14 protein-coding genes and 2 pseudogenes are annotated in these 18,904 nt (G+C 73.3%); 3 read left to right on the forward strand and 13 right to left on the reverse strand.

Annotation, left to right across the window (positions count from 1 at the left end; genetic code table 11):
* Positions 1-2: 2 nt before the first annotated feature.
* From NAMU_RS15530 to NAMU_RS15540, 3 genes are read left to right on the forward strand one after another with little or no spacing between them, the layout of a single operon-like run.
* Complete coding sequence (locus tag NAMU_RS15530) at positions 3-917, forward strand: ABC transporter ATP-binding protein (protein WP_015748345.1); 915 nt, start codon at positions 3-5, stop codon at positions 915-917.
* A complete protein-coding gene (locus NAMU_RS15535) occupies positions 914-1,765 on the forward strand; it encodes an ABC transporter permease (RefSeq protein WP_015748346.1) in 852 nt (283 codons plus the stop codon). The genes NAMU_RS15530 and NAMU_RS15535 overlap by 4 nt, the downstream gene beginning before the upstream one ends.
* Positions 1,758-2,000 (forward strand): helix-turn-helix transcriptional regulator, encoded by a 243-nt coding sequence (locus tag NAMU_RS15540; protein ID WP_015748347.1) that lies wholly within the window; start codon positions 1,758-1,760, stop codon positions 1,998-2,000. Before NAMU_RS15535 ends, NAMU_RS15540 begins: the two co-directional genes overlap by 8 nt.
* Here the strand turns inward: NAMU_RS15540 and NAMU_RS15545 are convergent.
* The 13 genes and pseudogenes from NAMU_RS15545 to NAMU_RS15595 all read right to left on the reverse strand — a co-directional run bounded on the left by NAMU_RS15545 (position 1,993) and on the right by NAMU_RS15595 (position 18,879).
* Entirely contained in the window at positions 1,993-4,332 is a 2,340-nt protein-coding gene (locus tag NAMU_RS15545) for a [protein-PII] uridylyltransferase (RefSeq protein WP_217180429.1), read from the reverse strand. The genes NAMU_RS15540 and NAMU_RS15545 overlap by 8 nt on opposite strands.
* A 24-nt stretch (positions 4,333-4,356) precedes the next feature.
* Positions 4,357-4,695 carry a P-II family nitrogen regulator gene (locus tag NAMU_RS15550; protein WP_015748349.1) on the reverse strand — a complete coding sequence of 113 codons (339 nt, stop codon included), beginning with the start codon at positions 4,693-4,695 and terminating at the stop codon, positions 4,357-4,359.
* Complete coding sequence (locus tag NAMU_RS15555; RefSeq protein ID WP_015748350.1) at positions 4,692-6,071, reverse strand: ammonium transporter; 1,380 nt, start codon at positions 6,069-6,071, stop codon at positions 4,692-4,694. Before NAMU_RS15555 ends, NAMU_RS15550 begins: the two co-directional genes overlap by 4 nt.
* A gap of 186 nt (positions 6,072-6,257) precedes the next feature.
* Positions 6,258-7,628 (reverse strand): signal recognition particle-docking protein FtsY, encoded by a 1,371-nt coding sequence (gene ftsY, locus NAMU_RS15560; protein ID WP_041369025.1) that lies wholly within the window; start codon positions 7,626-7,628, stop codon positions 6,258-6,260.
* A gap of 31 nt (positions 7,629-7,659) precedes the next feature.
* Positions 7,660-8,073, reverse strand: a complete 414-nt coding sequence (locus NAMU_RS32035) for a [protein-PII] uridylyltransferase family protein (RefSeq protein ID WP_456152559.1) — start codon at positions 8,071-8,073, stop codon at positions 7,660-7,662.
* Positions 8,074-8,227: 154 nt separating this feature from the next.
* Positions 8,228-9,691 (reverse strand): annotated as a pseudogene (locus NAMU_RS32040) (bifunctional [glutamine synthetase] adenylyltransferase/[glutamine synthetase]-adenylyl-L-tyrosine phosphorylase); the annotation flags it as partial.
* A 60-nt stretch (positions 9,692-9,751) separates the two neighbouring features.
* Positions 9,752-10,693 (reverse strand): annotated as a pseudogene (locus NAMU_RS32045) (bifunctional [glutamine synthetase] adenylyltransferase/[glutamine synthetase]-adenylyl-L-tyrosine phosphorylase); the annotation flags it as partial.
* Positions 10,690-11,418, reverse strand: coding sequence for a type 1 glutamine amidotransferase (locus NAMU_RS15570; RefSeq protein ID WP_015748353.1), 729 nt, complete (start codon positions 11,416-11,418; stop codon positions 10,690-10,692). The gene NAMU_RS15570 and the pseudogene NAMU_RS32045, both read right to left, overlap by 4 nt.
* On the reverse strand, positions 11,418-12,212 hold the full coding sequence (locus tag NAMU_RS15575) for an exodeoxyribonuclease III (RefSeq protein WP_015748354.1): 795 nt from the start codon (positions 12,210-12,212) through the stop codon (positions 11,418-11,420). Before NAMU_RS15575 ends, NAMU_RS15570 begins: the two co-directional genes overlap by 1 nt.
* A gap of 4 nt (positions 12,213-12,216) precedes the next feature.
* Positions 12,217-12,723 carry a hypothetical protein gene (locus NAMU_RS15580; protein WP_015748355.1) on the reverse strand — a complete coding sequence of 169 codons (507 nt, stop codon included), beginning with the start codon at positions 12,721-12,723 and terminating at the stop codon, positions 12,217-12,219.
* A gap of 23 nt (positions 12,724-12,746) precedes the next feature.
* Positions 12,747-16,025 (reverse strand): error-prone DNA polymerase, encoded by a 3,279-nt coding sequence (locus tag NAMU_RS15585; protein ID WP_015748356.1) that lies wholly within the window; start codon positions 16,023-16,025, stop codon positions 12,747-12,749.
* On the reverse strand, positions 16,025-17,557 hold the full coding sequence (locus tag NAMU_RS15590) for a DNA polymerase Y family protein (protein ID WP_015748357.1): 1,533 nt from the start codon (positions 17,555-17,557) through the stop codon (positions 16,025-16,027). Before NAMU_RS15590 ends, NAMU_RS15585 begins: the two co-directional genes overlap by 1 nt.
* A complete protein-coding gene (locus NAMU_RS15595; protein WP_015748358.1) occupies positions 17,554-18,879 on the reverse strand; it encodes an HNH endonuclease signature motif containing protein in 1,326 nt (441 codons plus the stop codon). The genes NAMU_RS15590 and NAMU_RS15595 overlap by 4 nt, the downstream gene beginning before the upstream one ends.
* Positions 18,880-18,904: the final 25 nt, after the last annotated feature.

Here is an 18,904-nt window from a genome sequence, read left to right on the forward strand (position 1 = left end):
ACATGTCGTCCTCCATTTCCGTCGAGGTGTCCGGTCTGACGATGAGCTACGGCACCACCAAGGTGCTGCACGGGGTGGACTTCACGATCGCCCGGGGCGAGGTCCTGGTCCTGCTCGGACCCAACGGCGCCGGCAAGACGACCACCATCGAGATCCTGGAGGGCTTCCGCCTGCCCTCGGCCGGCACCGTCCGGGTGCTGGGCGAGGACCCGGCCAAGGCGGACGAGCTCTGGCGGTCCCGGATCGGCGTGGTGCTGCAGTCCTGGCGCGATCACGGGCGATGGCGGGTCCGGGACCTGCTCGATCACCTGGCCGCCTTCTACCGGCCCTATGCGACCCGCGCCGGCGGCCCGCCCCGGCCGCCGTATCCCACCGACGAGCTCATCGAAATGGTCGGGCTGGGCGAGCACCGCCGGGCCAAGGTGGCCACCCTGTCCGGCGGCCAGCGGCGCCGGCTCGACGTGGCCATCGGCATCGTCGGACGGCCCGAGCTGCTCTTCCTGGACGAACCGACGGCCGGCTTCGATCCCGCCGCCCGCCGCGACTTCCACGACCTGGTGCACCGGCTGTCCGATCTGCAGGACACCACGATCCTGCTCACCACTCACGACCTGGACGAGGCGGAGAAGCTGGCCGACCGGATCCTGATCCTGCATCACGGCCGGATCGCGGCCGACGGCACCGCCGACGCGCTGGCCCGGCAGGTGGCCGGCACGGCCGAGGTCCGCTGGAGCCAGGACGGTCAGCGGCACGTGCACGCCACCGACGACGCCACTGGATTCGTCCGGGACCTGTTCGCCCAGGAACGGATGGACCGGGGCCGCGTCGAGGACCTGGAGGTCCGCCGGCCCAGTCTGGAGAGCACGTATCTGTCCATGGTCGCCGACGAGCGGCCGTCCCTGGAGGTGGTCCGATGAGCACCCACGGCCAGGCGGTCGCCTGCGGCCTGCGACGCGGCCGGATCGAGTTCGGCAACAGCGTCCGGGCCGGTCAGGACATCGCCTACTACGTGATCGTGTCGTTGATCGTGCTGGTGGTGCTGTGGCTGAACCGCGACAGCACCCTGCCCGGCACCGACGTCCCGGTGGCCCTGTTCATGCTGCCCGGTCTGCTGGCCCTGCAGATCGTGTTCTCCGGGGCCTACGGGATGGCCACCCAGCTGGCCACCGAACGCGAGGACGGCACATTGCTGCGCCTGAAGTCGGTGCCGGGCGGGATGACCGGCTACGTCGTCGGGCAGATGCTGCGCACCACTGTGGAGATCGCGTTCAGCATGACGATCCTGCTGATCCCGGCGTTCTTCTTCGTGCCGGGGCTGACCGCGAACGGTCTCACCGGCTGGATGGAGGCCTTCGGCTTCCTGCTACTGGGTTTGCTGGCGGTGCTGCCGCTGGGCTTCGTCATCGGGTCGGTGTTCAAGAGCCCGCGCATGGTCGGCGGCTGGGGCATGCTCGTGATGGGCGCCATCATCTGGGTGTCCGGCATCTTCTACCCGTTGGCCCAGATGGCCGGCTGGGCGCAGGTGCTCGGACAGCTGACCCCGACCTACTGGCTGGGTCTGGGGGTCCGGTCGGCGTTGCTGCCCGAGTCGGCCGCCGCGGTGGAGATCGACGGCAGCTGGCGGACCCTGCTCACCCTGGGAGTGCTGCTGCTCTGGGCCGTCGTCGGCTTCCTGCTGGCCCCCCCGCTGCTGCGACGGATGGCCCGGCGGGAGTCGGGCTCGTCGGTGGCGGCCCGGCGGGAGAAGGCCCTGCAGCGTGTCTGACGTCCTGTTCAACCGGCTGGCCGTATTACGGGCCGAGCGCGGCATCACCCGCCGGCAACTGGCCGAGGCGGTCGGCGTGCACTACCAGACCGTCGGGTACCTCGAACGAGGCGAGTACAGCCCGAGCCTGGTGCTCGCGTTGCGCATCGCCGAGTACTTCGAGATGCCGGTCGAGCAGGTCTTTTCCACCCGGGCGTTCCCGCGGATCGGGCAGACCGGTTCGGCGGTCAGCTGACCAGCGCCTGGGTGATGCCGTCGGCGACCTCGCGGGCCCGGGACCCGGACAGCGGGGCACCGTCCGGCGTCTGCACGTAGAACACGTCGACGGCGTCGGCGCCCAGCGTGTCCACCCGGGCGCTGACCACGCTGACCCCGGCCGCGGTCAGCGCCGAGGACACCGTGTACAGCAGGCCGGGCAGGTCGTGCGCCCGCACCTCCAGCACCGTGGACAGGTCGGAGGCGGATTCCACCACCCGCACCTCGGGCGGCACCGCGGGGCCGCGGCGGGGCGGGGCGGTGCGCCGGGCCAGCCGGGCCGCGACGTCCAGGCTGCCGTCCAGCGCCCGGACCAGGTCGGCTCGCAGGGTGGCCGCGGCCGGGGCCTCGCCGAACTGAGGCGCGGCGATCCAGGTCTGCAGCGCGTGGCCGTCGATGGTGCGGATCGCTGCCGAACGCACGGTGAGCCGGTGCATGGTCAGCACCGCCGCGGCGGCGGCCAGCAGCCCGGGCCGGTCGGGCGCGCAGATGGTGATGCGCACGGCGGCCGGGATGGACTCGATGACGATGCCGACCGACCCGGTGCCGGACTCGATCAGTTCCCGCTCGACCTGGGTGATCGCCGGCGGCTCGGCCGGGCGTTCCCCGTCCAGGGCCCGGCGGACCCGGCCGACCAGGTGCCGGATCTGCCCGGCCCGCCAGGTGGTCCAGGCCGCGGGGCCGGCCGCGCGGGCGTCGGACTCGGTCAACGCCGCCAGCAGGTCCAGGGTCGCCGCATCCCCGACCGCCTCGACGATCGCGGCGATGGTGGCCGGGTCGTCCGGGTCGCGGCGGGCGGCGAAGTCGCCGAGCAGCAGGTGGTGCCGGATCAGCCGCTCGACCGTCCGGACGTCCGGCTCGCTCAGGCCCATCCGGCGCAGCCAGGGCACGCACAGGTCGGCCCCGACCACGGCGTGGTCGGCGTGGTCGCGTTCGTCCTCGCGGGGTCCCTTGCCGATGTCGTGCAGGATCGCGGCCAGCAGCAGCAGGTCCGGTCGGGCCACCCGGCGGACCAGGCCGGCGGCGTTCACCGCGGTCTGCATCAGGTGCCGGTCGACCGTGTAGAGGTGGATCGGGTCGCGCTGCGGCAGCGAGCGCAGCCGCTCCCAGCCGGGCAGCAGGGTGGAGATCAAACCGGCCTGGTCCAGGTCCTCCCAGGCGGCGAGCATCGGCTCGCCCGCTCCGAGCAGGGACAGGAACGCATCGAGCGCGACCGGCGGCCACGGGTCGGGCAGCGGCGGGCAGGTGCGGGCCAGCCGCAGCACGGTGGCCGGCGACACCGGCAGCCCGGACTGCGCAGCGGCGGCCGCCGCCCGCACCACCAGCGTGGGGTCGTTGGCCGGGTTGACCGCCCGGGCCAGCACCGCCTCGCCCTCCTGCTCGACGATGCCGTCGGCCAGCGGGGTGCGTTCGATGCGGCGGGTGATCCGGCCGCCCAGGTCGGTGATGGTGCCCGACGGCCGGGACAGCGCCCGGTCCACCCGGTGCCAGGTCAGGTCGCTGGCGTGGTCGACGGTGCGGGCGATGCCGGCGACGTGCTTGAGCAGGGCGTCCCGGTCGTCCAGCCCGAGCTGGGCGGCGACCGCGTCCTGGTCCTGCACCTGCAGCCGGTCGGTGGCCCGGCCGGCGACGGTCTGCACGACGTCGCGCACGTCCAGCAACGCCGAGCGGGCCTCCTCCAGTCCCTGGTGCGGGCAGTCGGCCACCCAGGAGGCGGCCACCGCGCGCATCACGACCAGGTCGCGCAGGCCGCCGCGGGACTCCTTGAGATCGGGGGTGGTGGCGAAGGCCAGCTGCCCCGAGCGGTCGGCGCGTTCCTGGCAGGACGCGCGCAGGTCGGCCAGCCGGTTCTTGGCATCCGAGCGCCAGTCGGCCAGCACCCGGCGGTGCAGGGTGACGGCCAGGTCCGGGTCACCGGCGATGTGCCGCAGGTCGAGCATGCCCAGCATGGCCGGCAGGTCGGTACGGGCGACCTGCCGGGCTCCGCCGACGCTGCGCACCGAATGATCCAGGCGGATCTTGGAGTCCCAGATCGGGTACCACAGCCGCTCGGCCAGCATGCCGGCGTAGGAGGCCGGCGTCTCCGTGGAATGCAACAGGACCAGATCCAGGTCCGAGAAGGGGGACAGTTCGCCGCGGCCGAATCCGCCGACCGCGACCAGGGCCACGCCGCCGACGTTGACCCCGGCGTCCTGGGCCAGCTCGCCGAGCCAGCCGTCGGTCAGCCGGGCGAGAGCCTTCCGCCGAGCCGGACCGGGAACCCCGGTCCGGCTCAGCAGTTGGGCTCGCAACTCCGCGAAACCGCCCGCCATCCCCACAGGCGAATTCCGCATGGACTACAGCGCTTCCGGACCGCGCTCGCCGGTGCGGACGCGGATGACCGTCTCCACGGGCTGGGTCCACACCTTCCCGTCACCGATCTTGCCGGTGCGGGCCGCCCGCACGATCACGTCGACCACGTCCTCGGCGTCCTCGTCGTCGACCAGGATCTCCACGCGCACCTTGGGCAGCAGCTCCACGGTGTACTCCGCGCCCCGGTAGACCTCGGTGTGCCCGCGCTGGCGGCCATACCCGGAGGACTCCGAGACGGTCATTCCCTGAACCCCGAAGGCAAGCAACGCTGCACGCACCTCGTCGAGCTTGAACGGCTTGATGACGGCGGTGACAACCTTCATGCCTTGACCTCCTGGGCCCGGTGCGCGGGGATGTGAGAAAGGGAACCGGACGCGTGGCTCGCGCCAGAAGACGGCTCCAGGTCGTACGCGGCCTCACCGTGGGTGGTGACGTCGACGCCCTCGACCTCGTGCTCGTCGGGGATGCGCCAGCCCATGGTGAACTTCAGCGCGTAGCCGATGATCAGGGTCATCACACCCGAGATCACCACGGCGATCAGCGCGACCAGCGTCTGGGTGCCCAGCTGGGTCCAGCCGCCGCCGTAGAACAGGCCGTTGAGGGCACCGTCGGGGGCCCAGGTGTACGAGGTGACGACCCCGTCGGCGTCCCGGGTGACGTTGGCGAACAGGCCGATCAGCACGGTGCCGACGATGCCGCCGACCAGGTGCACGCCGACCACGTCCAGCGAGTCGTCGTAGCCGAACCGGTACTTGAGTCCGACGGCCAGCGCGCAGACGGCACCGGCGATGACGCCGATGAACATGGCGCCGACGATGTCGACCGCACCCGCGGCCGGGGTGATGGCGACCAGGCCGGCCACGATGCCGGAGGCGGCGCCCAGGCTGGTGGCGTGCTTGTCGCGGATCCGCTCCACGATCAGCCAGCCCAACGCGGCGACGCAGGTGGCCACGCAGGTGTTCAGCCAGGCCTGACCGGCGGTGCCGTCGGCCGCGAACTCGGACCCGGCGTTGAAGCCGAACCAGCCGAACCACAGCAGACCGGCGCCGAGCATGACGAACGGCAGGTTGTGCGGCTTCATCGGCTCCTTTGCGAAGCCGCGCCGCTTACCGATGATCAGGGCCAGCATGAAGCCGGCCATACCGGCGTTGATGTGCACCACGGTGCCGCCGGCGAAGTCGATCGGGGTGGACAGCCAGTCGGCCACGAAACCGCCGCCGCTCAGGGCGCCGCCGCCCCACACCATGTGCGCGAGCGGGCCGTAGACCAGCGTGACCCACAGGCCGCTGAACACCAGCCAGGTGCCGAAGCGGGCCCGGTCGGCGATGGCGCCGGAGATCAGCGCGACGGTGATGATGGCGAAGGTCGCCTGGTAGCCGACGGCCACGGTGGCCGGCACGCCGGTCGCGGCCATCAGGCCGTTCTCGTCGTTGAGGCCGTGCAGGGCGAAGTACTCGAAGGGATCGCCGATGATGCCGCCCATGTTGGTTCCGAAGGCCTCGGAGTAACCCCAGAGCATCCAGATCGGCCCGACGATCGCCATCGCGCCGAAGCTCATCATCATCATGTTCAGCACGGACTTGGACCGCGTCATGCCGCCGTAGAAGAACGCCAGCGCGGGGGTCATCAACAGGACCAGCGATGCCGCGGCCAGCATCCAGGCGGTATTGCCTGCGTCCAGTTCGAAGGTGGAGTCCATCAAGCCTCCAGGCTCTAGGAGTGGGATGGTCAGGCCGGCCGCCAGCGAGCAGGGCGGCGTGGCCCAGTGACCCACGAAGGTTCGCCCGTGCGTGTTGCGGGCGGCGCTCCCGGAGGTTTCACCGATGTGAACTCGGCTCGGAATGTGTTTCCGACCCGTTTCGTCGGCGAAGACAACGTGTGACGCTCAGTCACCCAACAGAGCGTCGACGAAGGCGGCCGGCTCGAACGGCGCCAGATCGTCGGGTCCCTCACCCAGGCCGACCAGCTTGACCGGCACGCCCAGGGTGCGCTGCACCGCGACCACGATGCCGCCCTTGGCAGTGCCGTCGAGCTTGGTCAGCACGATCCCGGAGATGTCCACCACGTCGGCGAACACGGTCGCCTGAACCAGGCCGTTCTGCCCGGTGGTGGCGTCCAGCACGAGCAGGACCTCGTCCACCTCGGCTTGTTTCTCGACCACCCGCTTGACCTTGCCCAGCTCGTCCATCAAGCCGGTCTTGGTGTGCAGCCGGCCGGCGGTGTCGATCAGCACCGCGTCGGCGCCGTCGGCGATGCCCCGCTTGACCGCGTCGAACGCGACCGAGGCGGGGTCGGTGCCGGCGTCGGCCCGGACCACCGCCGCCCCGGCCCGCTCGCCCCAGGTCTGCAGCTGGTCGGCGGCGGCCGCGCGGAACGTGTCGGCCGCGCCGAGCACCACGTGCCGGCCGTCGGCGACCAGCACCCGGGCCAGCTTGCCGGTGGTGGTGGTCTTGCCGGTGCCGTTGACCCCGACGATGAGCAGCACCGACGGACGCCCGTCGTGCGGCAGCGCGCGGACGGCCCGGTCCATCGTCGGGTCGACCGCCTCGATCAGCACCCGGCGCAGCAAAGCCCGGGCGCTGGCCGCGTCGGTGACCCCGTGCGCGGCGACCGCGCCCCGCAGCTTCTCGGTGATCTCGGCCGCGGCCGCCGCCCCCAGGTCGGCCATCAGCAGCGTGTCCTCGACCTCTTCCCACGAGTCGTCGTCCAGCGTGCCGGCGCCCAGCAGACCCAGCAGGGACCGGCCGAACGCGTTCTGCGAGCGGGACAGCCGGCCGCGCAGCTTGGACAGCCGGCCCGCGGTGGGCGCGATCTCCTCGACCGCCGGCGGGGTCTCCAGCTCGGCGATCACCGGTTCCGGCTGCGGCTGCGGCTCCGGCTCCGGTTGCGGTTCGGGTTCCGGTTCCGGCGCCGGCGTGGCCTCGGGCAGCGGCACCTCGACGATGCTGCGGCTGGGCGAGTCCCGCGGCACCGCGGTGTCCTCCCCGACCAGCGGTCCGGCCGGCGGTTCGTCGTCCAGCGGCACCACCGGCATCGGCTTGGTGGGGGGCGGAGCCGTCGCCGCGCCGGCGGCGAACGAGATCGACCCGCCGGCCTTGTAGCCGCCCTTGGCCGGCGGCCCCTCGGTCGGCGCGACCGGCGGCGGCGGGGCGTCCTTGAGCGAGATGCGGCGACCGCGCGCGCGGACGGTCCCCAGGACCAGCGCGAGGGCCAGCACGACGACAACAGCGATGACGATCCAGATCCAGGTTGGCACCGAGCCATCCTCGCAGAACCGGCCGCGAGCGCTAACCGTTGTCGAAGACCCGGTCCACCACCTTGCGGGCGCGTCGGGTCGCCCGGCGGTAGTCGTCGACGAACTCGCCGGGATCGCCGCCCGGCGGGTACCCGCAGGCCCGGGCGATGGCGGCCAGCTCCCGACCCTGCCGCGGGATCTGGTCGTCCGGCTTGCCGCGGACCAGCATGATCGCGTTGCGGGTGCGGGAGGCGACCAGCCAGCCGTTGGTCAGCGACTCGGCGTCCTCGTCGCTGATCAACCCGGCCTGGGCGGCGGCGGCGATGGCCGGCAGGGTGTGCGGAGTGCGCAGGCCGGGCACCGCGTAGGCGTGCTGCAGCTGCAGCAGCTGGATGGTCCACTCGATGTCGGCCAGGCCGCCCCGGCCGAGCTTGGTGTGGGTGGTCCGGTCGGCGGTGCGCGGCATCCGTTCGGTGTCCACCCGCGCCTTGATCCGGCGGATCTCGACCACGTCCCGGGCGGACAGCCCGCCGTCGGGGGTAGCGGAACTCGTCGGCCGCGGCGGCGAAGGCCGCCCCCAGTTCGCGGTCACCGGCGATCGGCCGGGCCCGCAGCAGGGCCTGCCGCTCCCAGGCCACTCCGGACCGGGCCCAGTACGCGCGGTACCCGGCCAGCGGCCGCACCAGCGGCCCGTTCTTGCCCTCGGGTCGCAGGTTGGCGTCGATCTCCAGGGGCGGGTCCGGGGTCGGCCGGCCGAGCAGCCGGGCCATCAGGTCGGCCACCGCGTGCGCGTCGGCCCGGGCCTCCGACTCGTCCTCGTCGGGCCGCGTCTCCATGACGAACACCACGTCGGCGTCCGAGGAGTACCCCAGCTCACCGCCGCCCAGGCGACCCATGCCGATCACCGCGAACCGGGCCCGGAACCCGCCCCGCGTCTTGGTCACCTGCTTGACCGCCGCCTGGTAGGCCGCCTCGATGGTGGTCTCGGCCACGCTGGTCAGCCCGCGGGCGATGTTGGTCACCGAAATCAGGCCGAGCATGTCGCCGCAGGCCAGCCGCAGCATCTCCTGCCGGCGGCCGGAGCGGGCCACGTCGACCGCCTCCTGCGCGGTGCCGGCCCGGCCGGCCCGGGCCATCAACGCCCGGGCGACCGTCTCCGGTTCGGGGGCCAGCAGCGCGGCGTCGTCGACCAGCAGCTTGAGCACCTCGGGCGCCCGCGGCAGCAGGTCGGCGACCAGCCGGGATCCGCCGAGCAGGCTGGCCAGCCGGTTGGCCACCGACCCCTCGTCGCGCAGCAGGCGCAGGTACCAGGGGGTGTCGGCCAGCGCCTCGGACACCTGCCGGTAGGCCAGCAGGCCGGCGTCCGGGTCCGGGCTGGTGGCGAAGTAGTCCAGCAGCACCGGCAGCAGATGCCGCTGGATGGCCGCCCGCCGGCTCACCCCCTGGGTGAGCGCGGCGATGTGCCGCAGCGCCGAATCCGGGCGCAGGAAGCCCAGCGCGGCGAGCCGCTCGTGGGCCGCCTCCGGGGACAGCCGGGACTCGTCCATGTCCACCGCGGCCACCGCGTGCAGCAGCGGCCGGTAGAACAACTTCTCGTGCAGCCGCCGGACGGTCGTGGCGTGCCGTTGCCGTTCGGCGACGAACACCTCGGCGGCGCTGGAGGTGCCGGTGGCCAAGTAGCCGTCGGCCCGGGCCAGCCACTCCATGTCGGCGCCGTCGTCGGGCAGCAGGTGGGTGCGGCGCAGCCGTTGCAGTTGCAGCCGGTGCTCGGCCCGGCGCAGGAAGGTGTAGGCGGCGGCCATCTCGGCGCCGTCGGTGCGGCCGACGTAACCGCCGCGGATGAGCGAGCGCAGGCCCATCAACGTGCCGGGCAGCCGCAGGTCCGGATCGGATCGGCCGTGCACCAGCTGCAGCAGCTGGACCGCGAACTCCACGTCGCGCAGTCCCCCGGCGCCCAGCTTGAGCTCGCGGTCCCGGTGCTTGTCCGGGATGTTGTCCTCGACCCGCCGGCGCATCGCCTGCACGTCGTCGACGAAGGAGTCCCGGCCGGCCGCCGACCACACGCCCGGCCGAGTGATGTCCATGAACACCTCGCCCAGGGCCGGGTCGCCGGCCGCCGGGCGCGCCTTGAGCAGGGCCTGGAACTCCCAGGTCTGGGCCCACCGCTGGTAGTAGCTGGCGAACCCGGCCGGGGTGCGCACCAGCGCCCCGGCCTTGCCCTCCGGCCGCAGTGCGGCGTCGACCTCCCAGGCGGCGCCGCCGCAGATCCACATCAACCGGCTGGCCAGCTGGGTGGCGGTGGCCAGCGCCGCCCCCTCGTCGGGATCCTCCGCGGCGGCGATGAACATCACGTCGACGTCGGAGAGGTAGTTCAGCTCCTTGGCCCCGGTCTTGCCCATCGCGATCACCCCGAGGCGCACCGCCGGCGCCCCGGCCGGCAACTCGCCCGCGGCCGCGGCCAGGCCCACCTGCAACGTCGCGTCGGCCAACGCAGTCAGCGCGTGGCAGACCGCCGGCAACGCCGTCGTCGGCAGGGAGGTCTCGATCGAGGGCGCCAGGTCGTGCGCGGCGATGATCAGCAGCTGCGAGCGGTAGGCCCGGCGCAGCGCGCTGATCGCCTTGGGCCCGGTGACGCTGGCCCGCGCCCCGTCCGTGCCGGTGCACGGCGGCGCGTCCGGATCGATGCCGAGCGCCTCGCACAGCACCTTGCGCATGCTCTCGGCCGAGACCAGTTCCTCGGCCGGGGCCTCGGGCAACAGGTTGTGCCAGTCCTCCGGCCAGGCGGCCAGGTGCTCGGAGAGCACGGTGGAGGCGCCGAGCAGTCCGATCAGCCGGCCCCGGAATCGCGGCTGGGTCCGCAGCGCCTCCATGATCTGGGCCGGGTTGCTGTCCGCCTCGTACAGCCGGGCCAGGCCGTAGACCGCCAGCTCCGGCCGCCCGGTCCGGGAGATCGCGGCCAGGATGTCCTCGTTGCCGGGGACCGGTCCGTCCGCCCCCCACAGCCCGACCAGGGCCAGGTCGGCCCGGATCCGGTCGGTGTCGGGCAGGCTGTAGCGCGCCGGGGTGCGCAGGCCCGGGCGGCTCATCGGGGCACCGCCGAGATCGGCAGGCCCGTGCGGGCGGCCGGCGGCCGGTCCACGAACGCGACGAACCGGTGCGCGAAGTCTCGCCAGACTTCGGTGGCGGCCTGGTCGGCCTCGTCCAGCATCGGACCGAGCCGGGGGCCGCCGGTGACGCCGTGGCCGGCCGCCCACTCCCGCACGGTCGCCGCAGTGGTCTCCGGGTGGAACTGCACCGCCCACGCGGCGTCGCCCTGCCGCCAGGCCTGGTGCGGGTACCCGGTCCCGGACAGCAGCAGGGTGGACCCGGGGGGCAAGGCGGTGACGACGTCGTCGTGGCACTGCATGACGTCCGGGGTCATCGGCAGGTCGGCGAACAGCGGATCCTGCCCGGCGGCGTCCCGCTTGGCCGCCAGGTAGGCGCCGACCTCCGGCCCGTTCGCGCCGACGGTGACCGTGCCGCCGCCGGCGACGGCCATCAGCTGCGCACCCAGGCAGACCCCGAGGGTGGGGGTGCGCGCGGCGATCGCTCGCCGCAGCAGCGCCTTGGTGGCCGCCAGCCAGGGGGTCGCGGCGTCGTCGGTGGCGTTCATCCGCCCGCCCAGGCAGACCACGGCGTCGAACTCGGCCGGGATCTGTTCGCCGGCGTGCAGCCGGCAGATGAGCAGGGTCGCCCCGGCCTCGGTCAACCAGTCCCCCAACCGCTGGACCGGGTCGTCGGGGTCGTGCTCCAGGACCAGGATCGTGGCCATCAGGCGTCCTTGAACTCGACGATCACCGGGGCATGGTCCGAGGACCCCTTGCCCTTGCGTTCCTCGCGGTCGATCTGCGCGTCGGTGACCCGGGCCGCCAGCGCCGGGCTGGCCAGGGCGAAGTCGATGCGCATGCCGCGCCGCTTGGGGAAGCTGAGCCGGGTGTAGTCCCAATAGGTGTAGACCCCGGGCCCCGGGTGGAACGGGCGGACCACATCGGTGAAGCCGGCGTCGGTGAGGTTGGCGAATGCCTGCCGCTCCGGGCCGGTGACGTGGGTGGAGCCCTGGTAGTACTCGACGCTCCAGATGTCGTCGTCGGTCGGCGCGATGTTGAAGTCGCCGCACAGCAGCATCGGCAGGTGCGGCTCGTCGGCCAGTTGCTTGGCCGCGTAGTCGCGCAGCACCGCCAGCCAGTGCAGCTTGTAGTGGTAGTGCGGGTCGTCGACGGCGCGTCCGTTGGGCACGTACAGGCTCCAGACCCGCACGCCGCCGCAGAGCGCGCCGAGGGAGCGGGCCTCGACCGCCGGGTCCTCGCCGAAGGCCGGCAGGTCGGGCACGCCGACCTGCACGTCGTCCAGGCCGACCCGGGAGGCGATGGCGACGCCGTTCCACTGGTTGGTGCCGTGATGGGCGACCCGGTAGCCCAGCCGCTCGAACGACTCGACCGGGAACCGGGCGTCGTCGATCTTGGTCTCCTGGATGGCGAGCACGTCGACGTCACTGCGCTCGAGCCAGGCCAGCACCCGGTCGTGCCGGGCGCGGATGGAGTTGATGTTCCAGGTGGCGATGCGCATGAGTTCAGCCAAGCACAGGCGCGGGGGGCGGGCCGGGCACGAAGAACGAGACGACCCAGTCCGGTTTGGATTCGCCGTCGATCCGGGCCCGCCAGACCAGGACCCGGCCGGGAGGCAGCGGCAACCCGGTGTTGAAGTACAGGACGACGTGGGTGCGGGTGGGCAGGGCCCGGCGGGGCACGCCGCTGCCGCGGAAGTTGGGTTCCTCGATCTGCAGCGTCTGCCCGAACCGCATCACCCGGGTACCCGGTCCGGCCGCCGACTCGGCCAGCTCCAGCGGGTTGCCCGCGGTGTCCTCCAGCACGACCTCGAACGCGTACTGCTCGTTGAACAGCTCCGGCGGGAACGTCAGGCTCACCACCAGCGCGAACGCCGCCGACGCCCCGCTGGCGTGGTCCCGGCCGATCAGTTGCAGCCCACCGCCGACCATCTGCAGCTTGCCCAGCTGATCGGCGACCGCAAAGTCGGCCAGGATGAGCGACACCGCCGCCTTCTCGTACACCTCGCTCATGGGTTCGATCGTGCCAGGCAGGCTCAGCGGAAGTCGCGGGAGGGGGTGGCCGCGATCAGGTTCACCCGGGCGATCCGGTCGGCGACGATCGAGATCGCCCCACCGGCGCGTTCGACCACCCCGCGCACCAGCAGCGCCGGTGAGCCGCGGGCGATTTGCTTGTACTTGGCCCACAGGCCGACCGAGCAGATGACGTTGAGCATCCCGGTCTCGTCCTCCAGGTTGATGAAGATGACGCCGGAGGCGGTGGCCGGGCGCTGCCGGTGGGTGACCACCCCGGCGACCAGCACCCGGGTGCCGTGCGCCGTGTCCTTGAGGGCGGCGGCGGTCTTGACCCCCCAGGCGTCGAGCTGGTCCCGGGAGAACTCGGTCGGGTAGGTCTGCGGCGAGATGCCGGTGGCCCAGATGTCGGCGACGGTCAGCTCGATGTCGCTCATTCCGGGCAGCGCGGGCGCGTCCAGCCCGACGACGCTGCCGGCCAGGGTGCCGGCCCGGTCCCCGGCCGCGGCGCCGGCCGCCCACAACGCGTGTCGCCGGGTGCCGACCAGCGTGTCCAGCGCCCCGGCGGTGGCCAACGCCTCGGCCTGCGGCGCGGTCAGGGTCACCGTCCGGGTCAGCTCGTCCAGGCTGCGATACCCCTCGGTCGGGCGGCGGGCGACGATGCGGGCGGCCAGCTCGTCGCCGATCGTGCGCACCTCGTCCAGGCCCAGCCGGACCGCGGGCCGGCCGTCGGGCCCGGGTTCCAGGTCGGCATGGGCCCGGGAGGCATTGATGTCCGGGCGGCGGATGCTCACCCCGTGCCGCCGGGCGTCGGCGACCAGCGACTGCGGCGAGTAGAAGCCCATCGGCTGGGCCCGCAGCAGCGCGGCGCAGAAGGCGGCCGGGTGGTGCAGCTTGAGCCAGGCCGAGTAGAAGACCAGCGCCGCGAACGAGAGCGCGTGCGACTCGGCGAACCCGAAGTTGGCGAACGCCAGCAGCCGTTCGTAGATGCGGTCGGCGACCGGGCCGGTGATGCCGTGCCGCTCCCGCATCCCGTCGTACAGGCGGGCCTTGAGCTTTTCCATCTTTCCCTTGGACCGCTTGGCCCCCATCGCCCGGCGCAGCTGGTCGGCCTCCCCGGCGTCGAACCCGGCGACGTCCACCGCCAGCTGCATCAGCTGCTCCTGGAACAGCGGGATGCCCAGGGTCTTGGCCAGCGACTTCTCCATCACCGGGTGGTCGTAGGTGACCTCCTCCTGACCGTTGCGGCGGCGGATGTAGGGGTGCACCGCGTTGCCCTGGATCGGCCCGGGGCGGATCAGCGCGACCTCGACCACCAGGTCGTAGAAGGTGCGCGGCTTGAGCCGGGGCAGGGTGGCCATCTGGGCGCGGGACTCCACCTGGAACACCCCGACCGAGTCGGCCCGCTGCAGCATCTCGTAGACCGCCGGCTCCTCCAGGTCGAGCTGGGCGAAGTCGATCTCCAGGCCCTCGTGTTCCCGGATCAGGTCGACCGCGTAGTGCAGGGCCGAGAGCATGCCCAGGCCCAGCAGGTCGAACTTGACCAGGCCCATCGCGGCGCAGTCGTCCTTGTCCCACTGCAGCACCGACCGGTTCTCCATCCGGGCCCACTCCACCGGGCACACCGAGGCGACCGGCCGGTCGCAGATGACCATGCCGCCGGAGTGGATGCTCAGGTGCCGGGGGTAGTCCTGGATCCGGTGGGCCAGGGCCAGCACGTCCGCCGGGATGCCGCTGGCGTCCTGCCCGGCCAGCGGCACCCAGCCGTCCAGCTGCTTGGAGTAGGCGTCCTGCTGGCCGGGTGAATGGCCCAGCGCCTTGGCCATGTCCCGCACCGCCATCCGCGGCCGGTAGGTGTTGACGTTGGCGACCTGGGCCGCCTTGTCCCGGCCGTAGGTGGCGAACACGTACTGGATCACCTCCTCCCGCCGGTCGGACTCGATGTCCACGTCGATGTCCGGCGGGCCGTCCCGCTCGGGGGCCAGGAACCGTTCGAACAGCAGCTCGTAGCGCACCGCGTCCACCGCGGTGATGCCCAGCGCGTAACAGACCGCGGAGTTGGCGGCCGACCCGCGGCCCTGGCACAGGATGTCGCTGCGGCGGCAGAAGTCGACGATGTCGTTGACGATCAGGAAGTAGCCGGGGAAGTCGAGCCGGGCGATGATCCCCAGCTCCTTCTCGATCTGCGCGTACGCGTCCGGCCGGTCGTCGGGCGAGCCGTAGCGGCGGGCCGCGCCGGCCAGGGTGAGCTGGCGCAGGTGCGAGTTCTCGTCGTGGCCGGGGGGCACGTCGTAGGGCGGCAGCTTGGGCGCGAGCAGCCGCAGGTCGAACGAGCACTCCCGGCCGATCGCGGCGGCGGTGGGCACCGCGGCCGGGTACCGGGCGAACAGGGCGGCCATCTCGGCGCCCGAGCGCAGGTGCGACCCCGGGCCGGCGGGCAGGTAGGGGTCGGCCTCCTCCAGGCTGCGGCGGGCCCGGACCGCGGCCATCGCCGCGGCGATCCGCCCCTCGGCCGGGGTGGCGTAGTGGGCGGCCGTGGTCGCGACGATCGGCAGGTCCAGCTCGGCGGCCAGCGCGGCCAGGGCGTCGTTGTCCTCGTCGTCGGTCGGCGCCAGGCTGGTGGTCAGTTCGACGACGACGTTGTCCCGGCCGAACCGGTCCATCAGCGCGCGCAGCTCCTCGGCGGCGCGGGCCGGGCCGTGCCGCTGCAGGGCGCGGCGGACGCTGCCCTTGCGGCAGCCGGTGAGGATCAGCCAGTGCCCACCGGCGGCGTCGGCCAGCTCGTCCAGGTCGTAGACCGGCCGGCCCTTCGCGCCGCCGGCCAGCTGAGCCCGGCTGATCTGGGTGGACAGCCGGTGGTAGCCCTCCTGGCCGCGGGCCAGCACCAGCAGGTGCTCGCCGACCGGGTCGGGCACGCCCAGCTGCGGTTCGGGCAGGCCCAGGGACAGCTCGGCGCCGTACAGGGTGCGCAGGCCGGCCTCGCGAGCCGCCTCGGCGAACCGGACGATGCCGTACAGGCCGTCGTGGTCGGTGATCGCCAGCGCCTCCAGCCCCAGCCGCACCGCCTCGGCGACCAGCTGCTCGGGGGTGGACGCGCCGTCCAGGAAGCTGAACGCGGAGTGGCAGTGCAGCTCGGCGTAGGGCACCGCGGTCGGCGGCCCGGTCGGGATCGGCGGCGGGTCGGGCCGGTCCTGCTGCCAGTGCCGGATCGCCTGCAGCGGCCCGCGGCCGGGCGCGGGTGGGCGGCCGGACAGGGCCCGTTCCAGCTCGCTCCACGGCACGTTCGGGTTGGTCCAGCCCATCAGTCGTACGTCCCCTCGACCTGCCAGCCGTCCCCGGCCGAACGCACCAGCAGCGCCGCGCCGGCGGCGGTGACCAGCTGCAACCGGGCGGTGGGCACGATGTCCCGGCCCGAGGCCCACCAGTGCTCGTCCAGCAGCCAGGGCCCGGCCCAGGCGTCGATGCGGGTGCCGCTGAGCCAGGCCGGCGGGCCGGTCAGCCGGCCGCGGTCGGTGAGCCGCACCGGGTCACCGGCGGCGTCCAGCACGGCGATCGGCTCGGTATCGCTCACCCGGGCCGGCGAGGGGGACGGGATCGCCCCGGGCCAGGGCGCGGCCGGGTCCCGGGGGCTCACCTTCTCGTCCCCCCAGGGCACCAGCACCACCCGGTCCGCGGTGCTCCGGCCGCCGGCCGGCACCGGGGACAGCACCGAATCGGGCCCCAGCAGGCCCTGTACCCGGGCGAAGGCCCAGCCGGCCCGCTGGTCGTCCTGCCCGTCGGAGCCCCACAACCCGTACTGGATGTGCCCGGAGCCGACCGCCTCGACCGGTTCCAGGGCGAGCCGGGTGATCGCGCCGGGCTGCTGACGGTGGGTGAGCCAGCCGTCCAGCTGCCAGCGCAGCCGGTCCGCGGTGGCCGCGGCGGTCAGCGGCGCGGCGCAGCGCCAGGTGCGGGACAGAGTGGCGCCCCGGTCGGTGGCGGCGGTGATGACCAGCCGGGTGCAGGCCAGGCCGGCGTCGGCGAGCCGCGCGTGGAACCGCTCGGCCAGGGCCCGGGCGGCGAAGGCGGCGGTGTCCACCCGGTCCAGCGGCGGGTCGCACTCCTGCTCGACGACCAGATCCTCGGGGATCTGCCGGCGGGACAGGCCGCGCTCGGGCCGGCCCAGGGCCAACCGGTGCGCGCACACCCCGTCGGCGCCGAACCGGGTGGCCACCTTTTCCGGTGGGAGCGCCGCGAATGCCCCGGCGGTGGTGATGCCCAGGCGGATCAGCAGGTCGGTGAGCGCGACCCGGTCGGGCGGGCCGATCGCCGGGTCCCGGGACAGGTCGGTGATCGGCAGCCCGGCGCAGAAGGCGGCCGACTCCCCCGGCGGGACCAGCACCGACCGGTGGGCGGCCAGCACCGCGATCTCCAGGTCGTCGGCGATCCCGATGCAGCACTCGACGTCCAGCGCCTCGACCGCGTCCACGATCCGTTCCGCGGCGGCGGCCTCCGAGCCGAAGTAGCGGGCCGGTCCGCGGGCCGGACAGGCCACCACTCCGCAGCGCAGCACCTCCACCCCGGGGGCCAGGGACTCCACCGCCGCGGCCACCGGCTCGAACATCCGGGCGTCCCGGTCCTGGTCGACGCCGGTGATCAGCAGGTCCGGGCAGCGGGACTGGGCGTCGCGGCGCCGCTGGCCGACGTGCACCCCCTGCGCCCGGGCGGCGGCGGTGCAGGCCCGCACCCGGTTGGCGTGCAGCACCGCCACCGGGTCGCTGGCCGGCCGGTTCGCCTGCCGGGCGGCCGCCACCGCTGGCCAGTCCGGGCACCAGACGACGATGGTCCGGCTCATGGCCGCGGGTTCCGGCAGAACACGTCGACCGAGTCGCGCAGGCTGAACGGCTCGCCGTGCTGGTCGGGACGCAGGGCGTCCGGGTCGTACTCCGTTTCCGCGGGAACGTCCGGGGGCGGCGTCAGGGGCAGGGGCGGCGCGGCGGGGATCGTGGTCCCGTCGGGCCGGCGGACCGACCAGCGTTGTGGCCCATCCTGGACCAGGGTGAATCCCTCCTCGTGCATCGACCGGTGGTGCCGCCCGCACAGCAGGATCAGGTTCTCCAGATCCGTCGGGCCTCCGTCGGCCCAGTGGATAACGTGGTGTGCGTCCAGGAACCGCATCCGCGGGCAGCCGGGAAACCGGCAGCCGCCGTCGCGCAGCCGCAACGCCCGGCGCAGCGCCGGCGGGATCTTGCGGGTCTTGCGGCCCAGCCGCAGGTTCTTGCCCGGCGAGACCGCCGAGGACACCCAGGCGATCAGCGCCGCGTCACAGGCCAGCCGGCGGGCCGCGTCGGCGGTCAGGCCGGGGCCGTGCTCGATCCGGCAGATCGCATCGGGCGACTGGTCGGCGCCGATCAGCACGTCGGCGTCGGCGTGCACCACCACCAGGTGCCGGTCGTCCCCCGAGGAGTCCACCGCGCCAGCGGCCTGCGCGGTCTGCGCCAGCGCGACCAGCGCGTCGGCGTCGCCGGGCAGCGGATCGTCCTTGCCCAGCCCGGTGCCCCGGGCCTGCTCCAGCGCGGCGACCAGCAACGCCCCCTCGTCCGCGGTCAACCGCGCGGACAGCACCAGCATCCCGTCCTCGTCGTAGAACCAGCGCGCCTTGCGGCGCTGCTCGACCGGCCGGTCCGGCCGCTGCGCCTTGCGGTAGCCGCGGATCACCTTCTCCAGCTGGGCCGCGGAATGCACCTTGGCCTGCTCCAGCAGCGTGGTCTGGTCCACCTGGTCGGCGACCCGGGTCACCGCCCGCACCTTGGAATACGACAGCTGCCCCTGCGCGAACGCCTCGTCCACCAGCGGCAACTCGGTCAGCGCGGTCGCGACCCGCACGTACTCCCGGGCCACCCCCGGCCCGACCGAACATGACCAGGACAGCCAGTGCGCCATCGACCGCATCCCCCACTGCACCCACCCCTTGCGCCGGTTGAACTCGGCGACCAGGGCCAGCCACTCCCGGGTCTGCGCGGCCAACCGTGCCGCCATCGAGGTGATCCGGCTCTCCAGCTCGGCCAACGCCTCATCCGGGGGATCACTCTCAACTAGAGGTTGAGGGTTGATCGGAGCGTTTGCCCACATCGCCAGCATGTCCGCGTCCGTCAGCTCGCCCGCCAGGTCCGTCATCACGACACCCCTCACTCCGACCGAT

The sequence above is a fragment of the Nakamurella multipartita DSM 44233 genome (genome assembly GCF_000024365.1).
In the GTDB taxonomy this organism is placed as follows: domain Bacteria; phylum Actinomycetota; class Actinomycetes; order Mycobacteriales; family Nakamurellaceae; genus Nakamurella; species Nakamurella multipartita.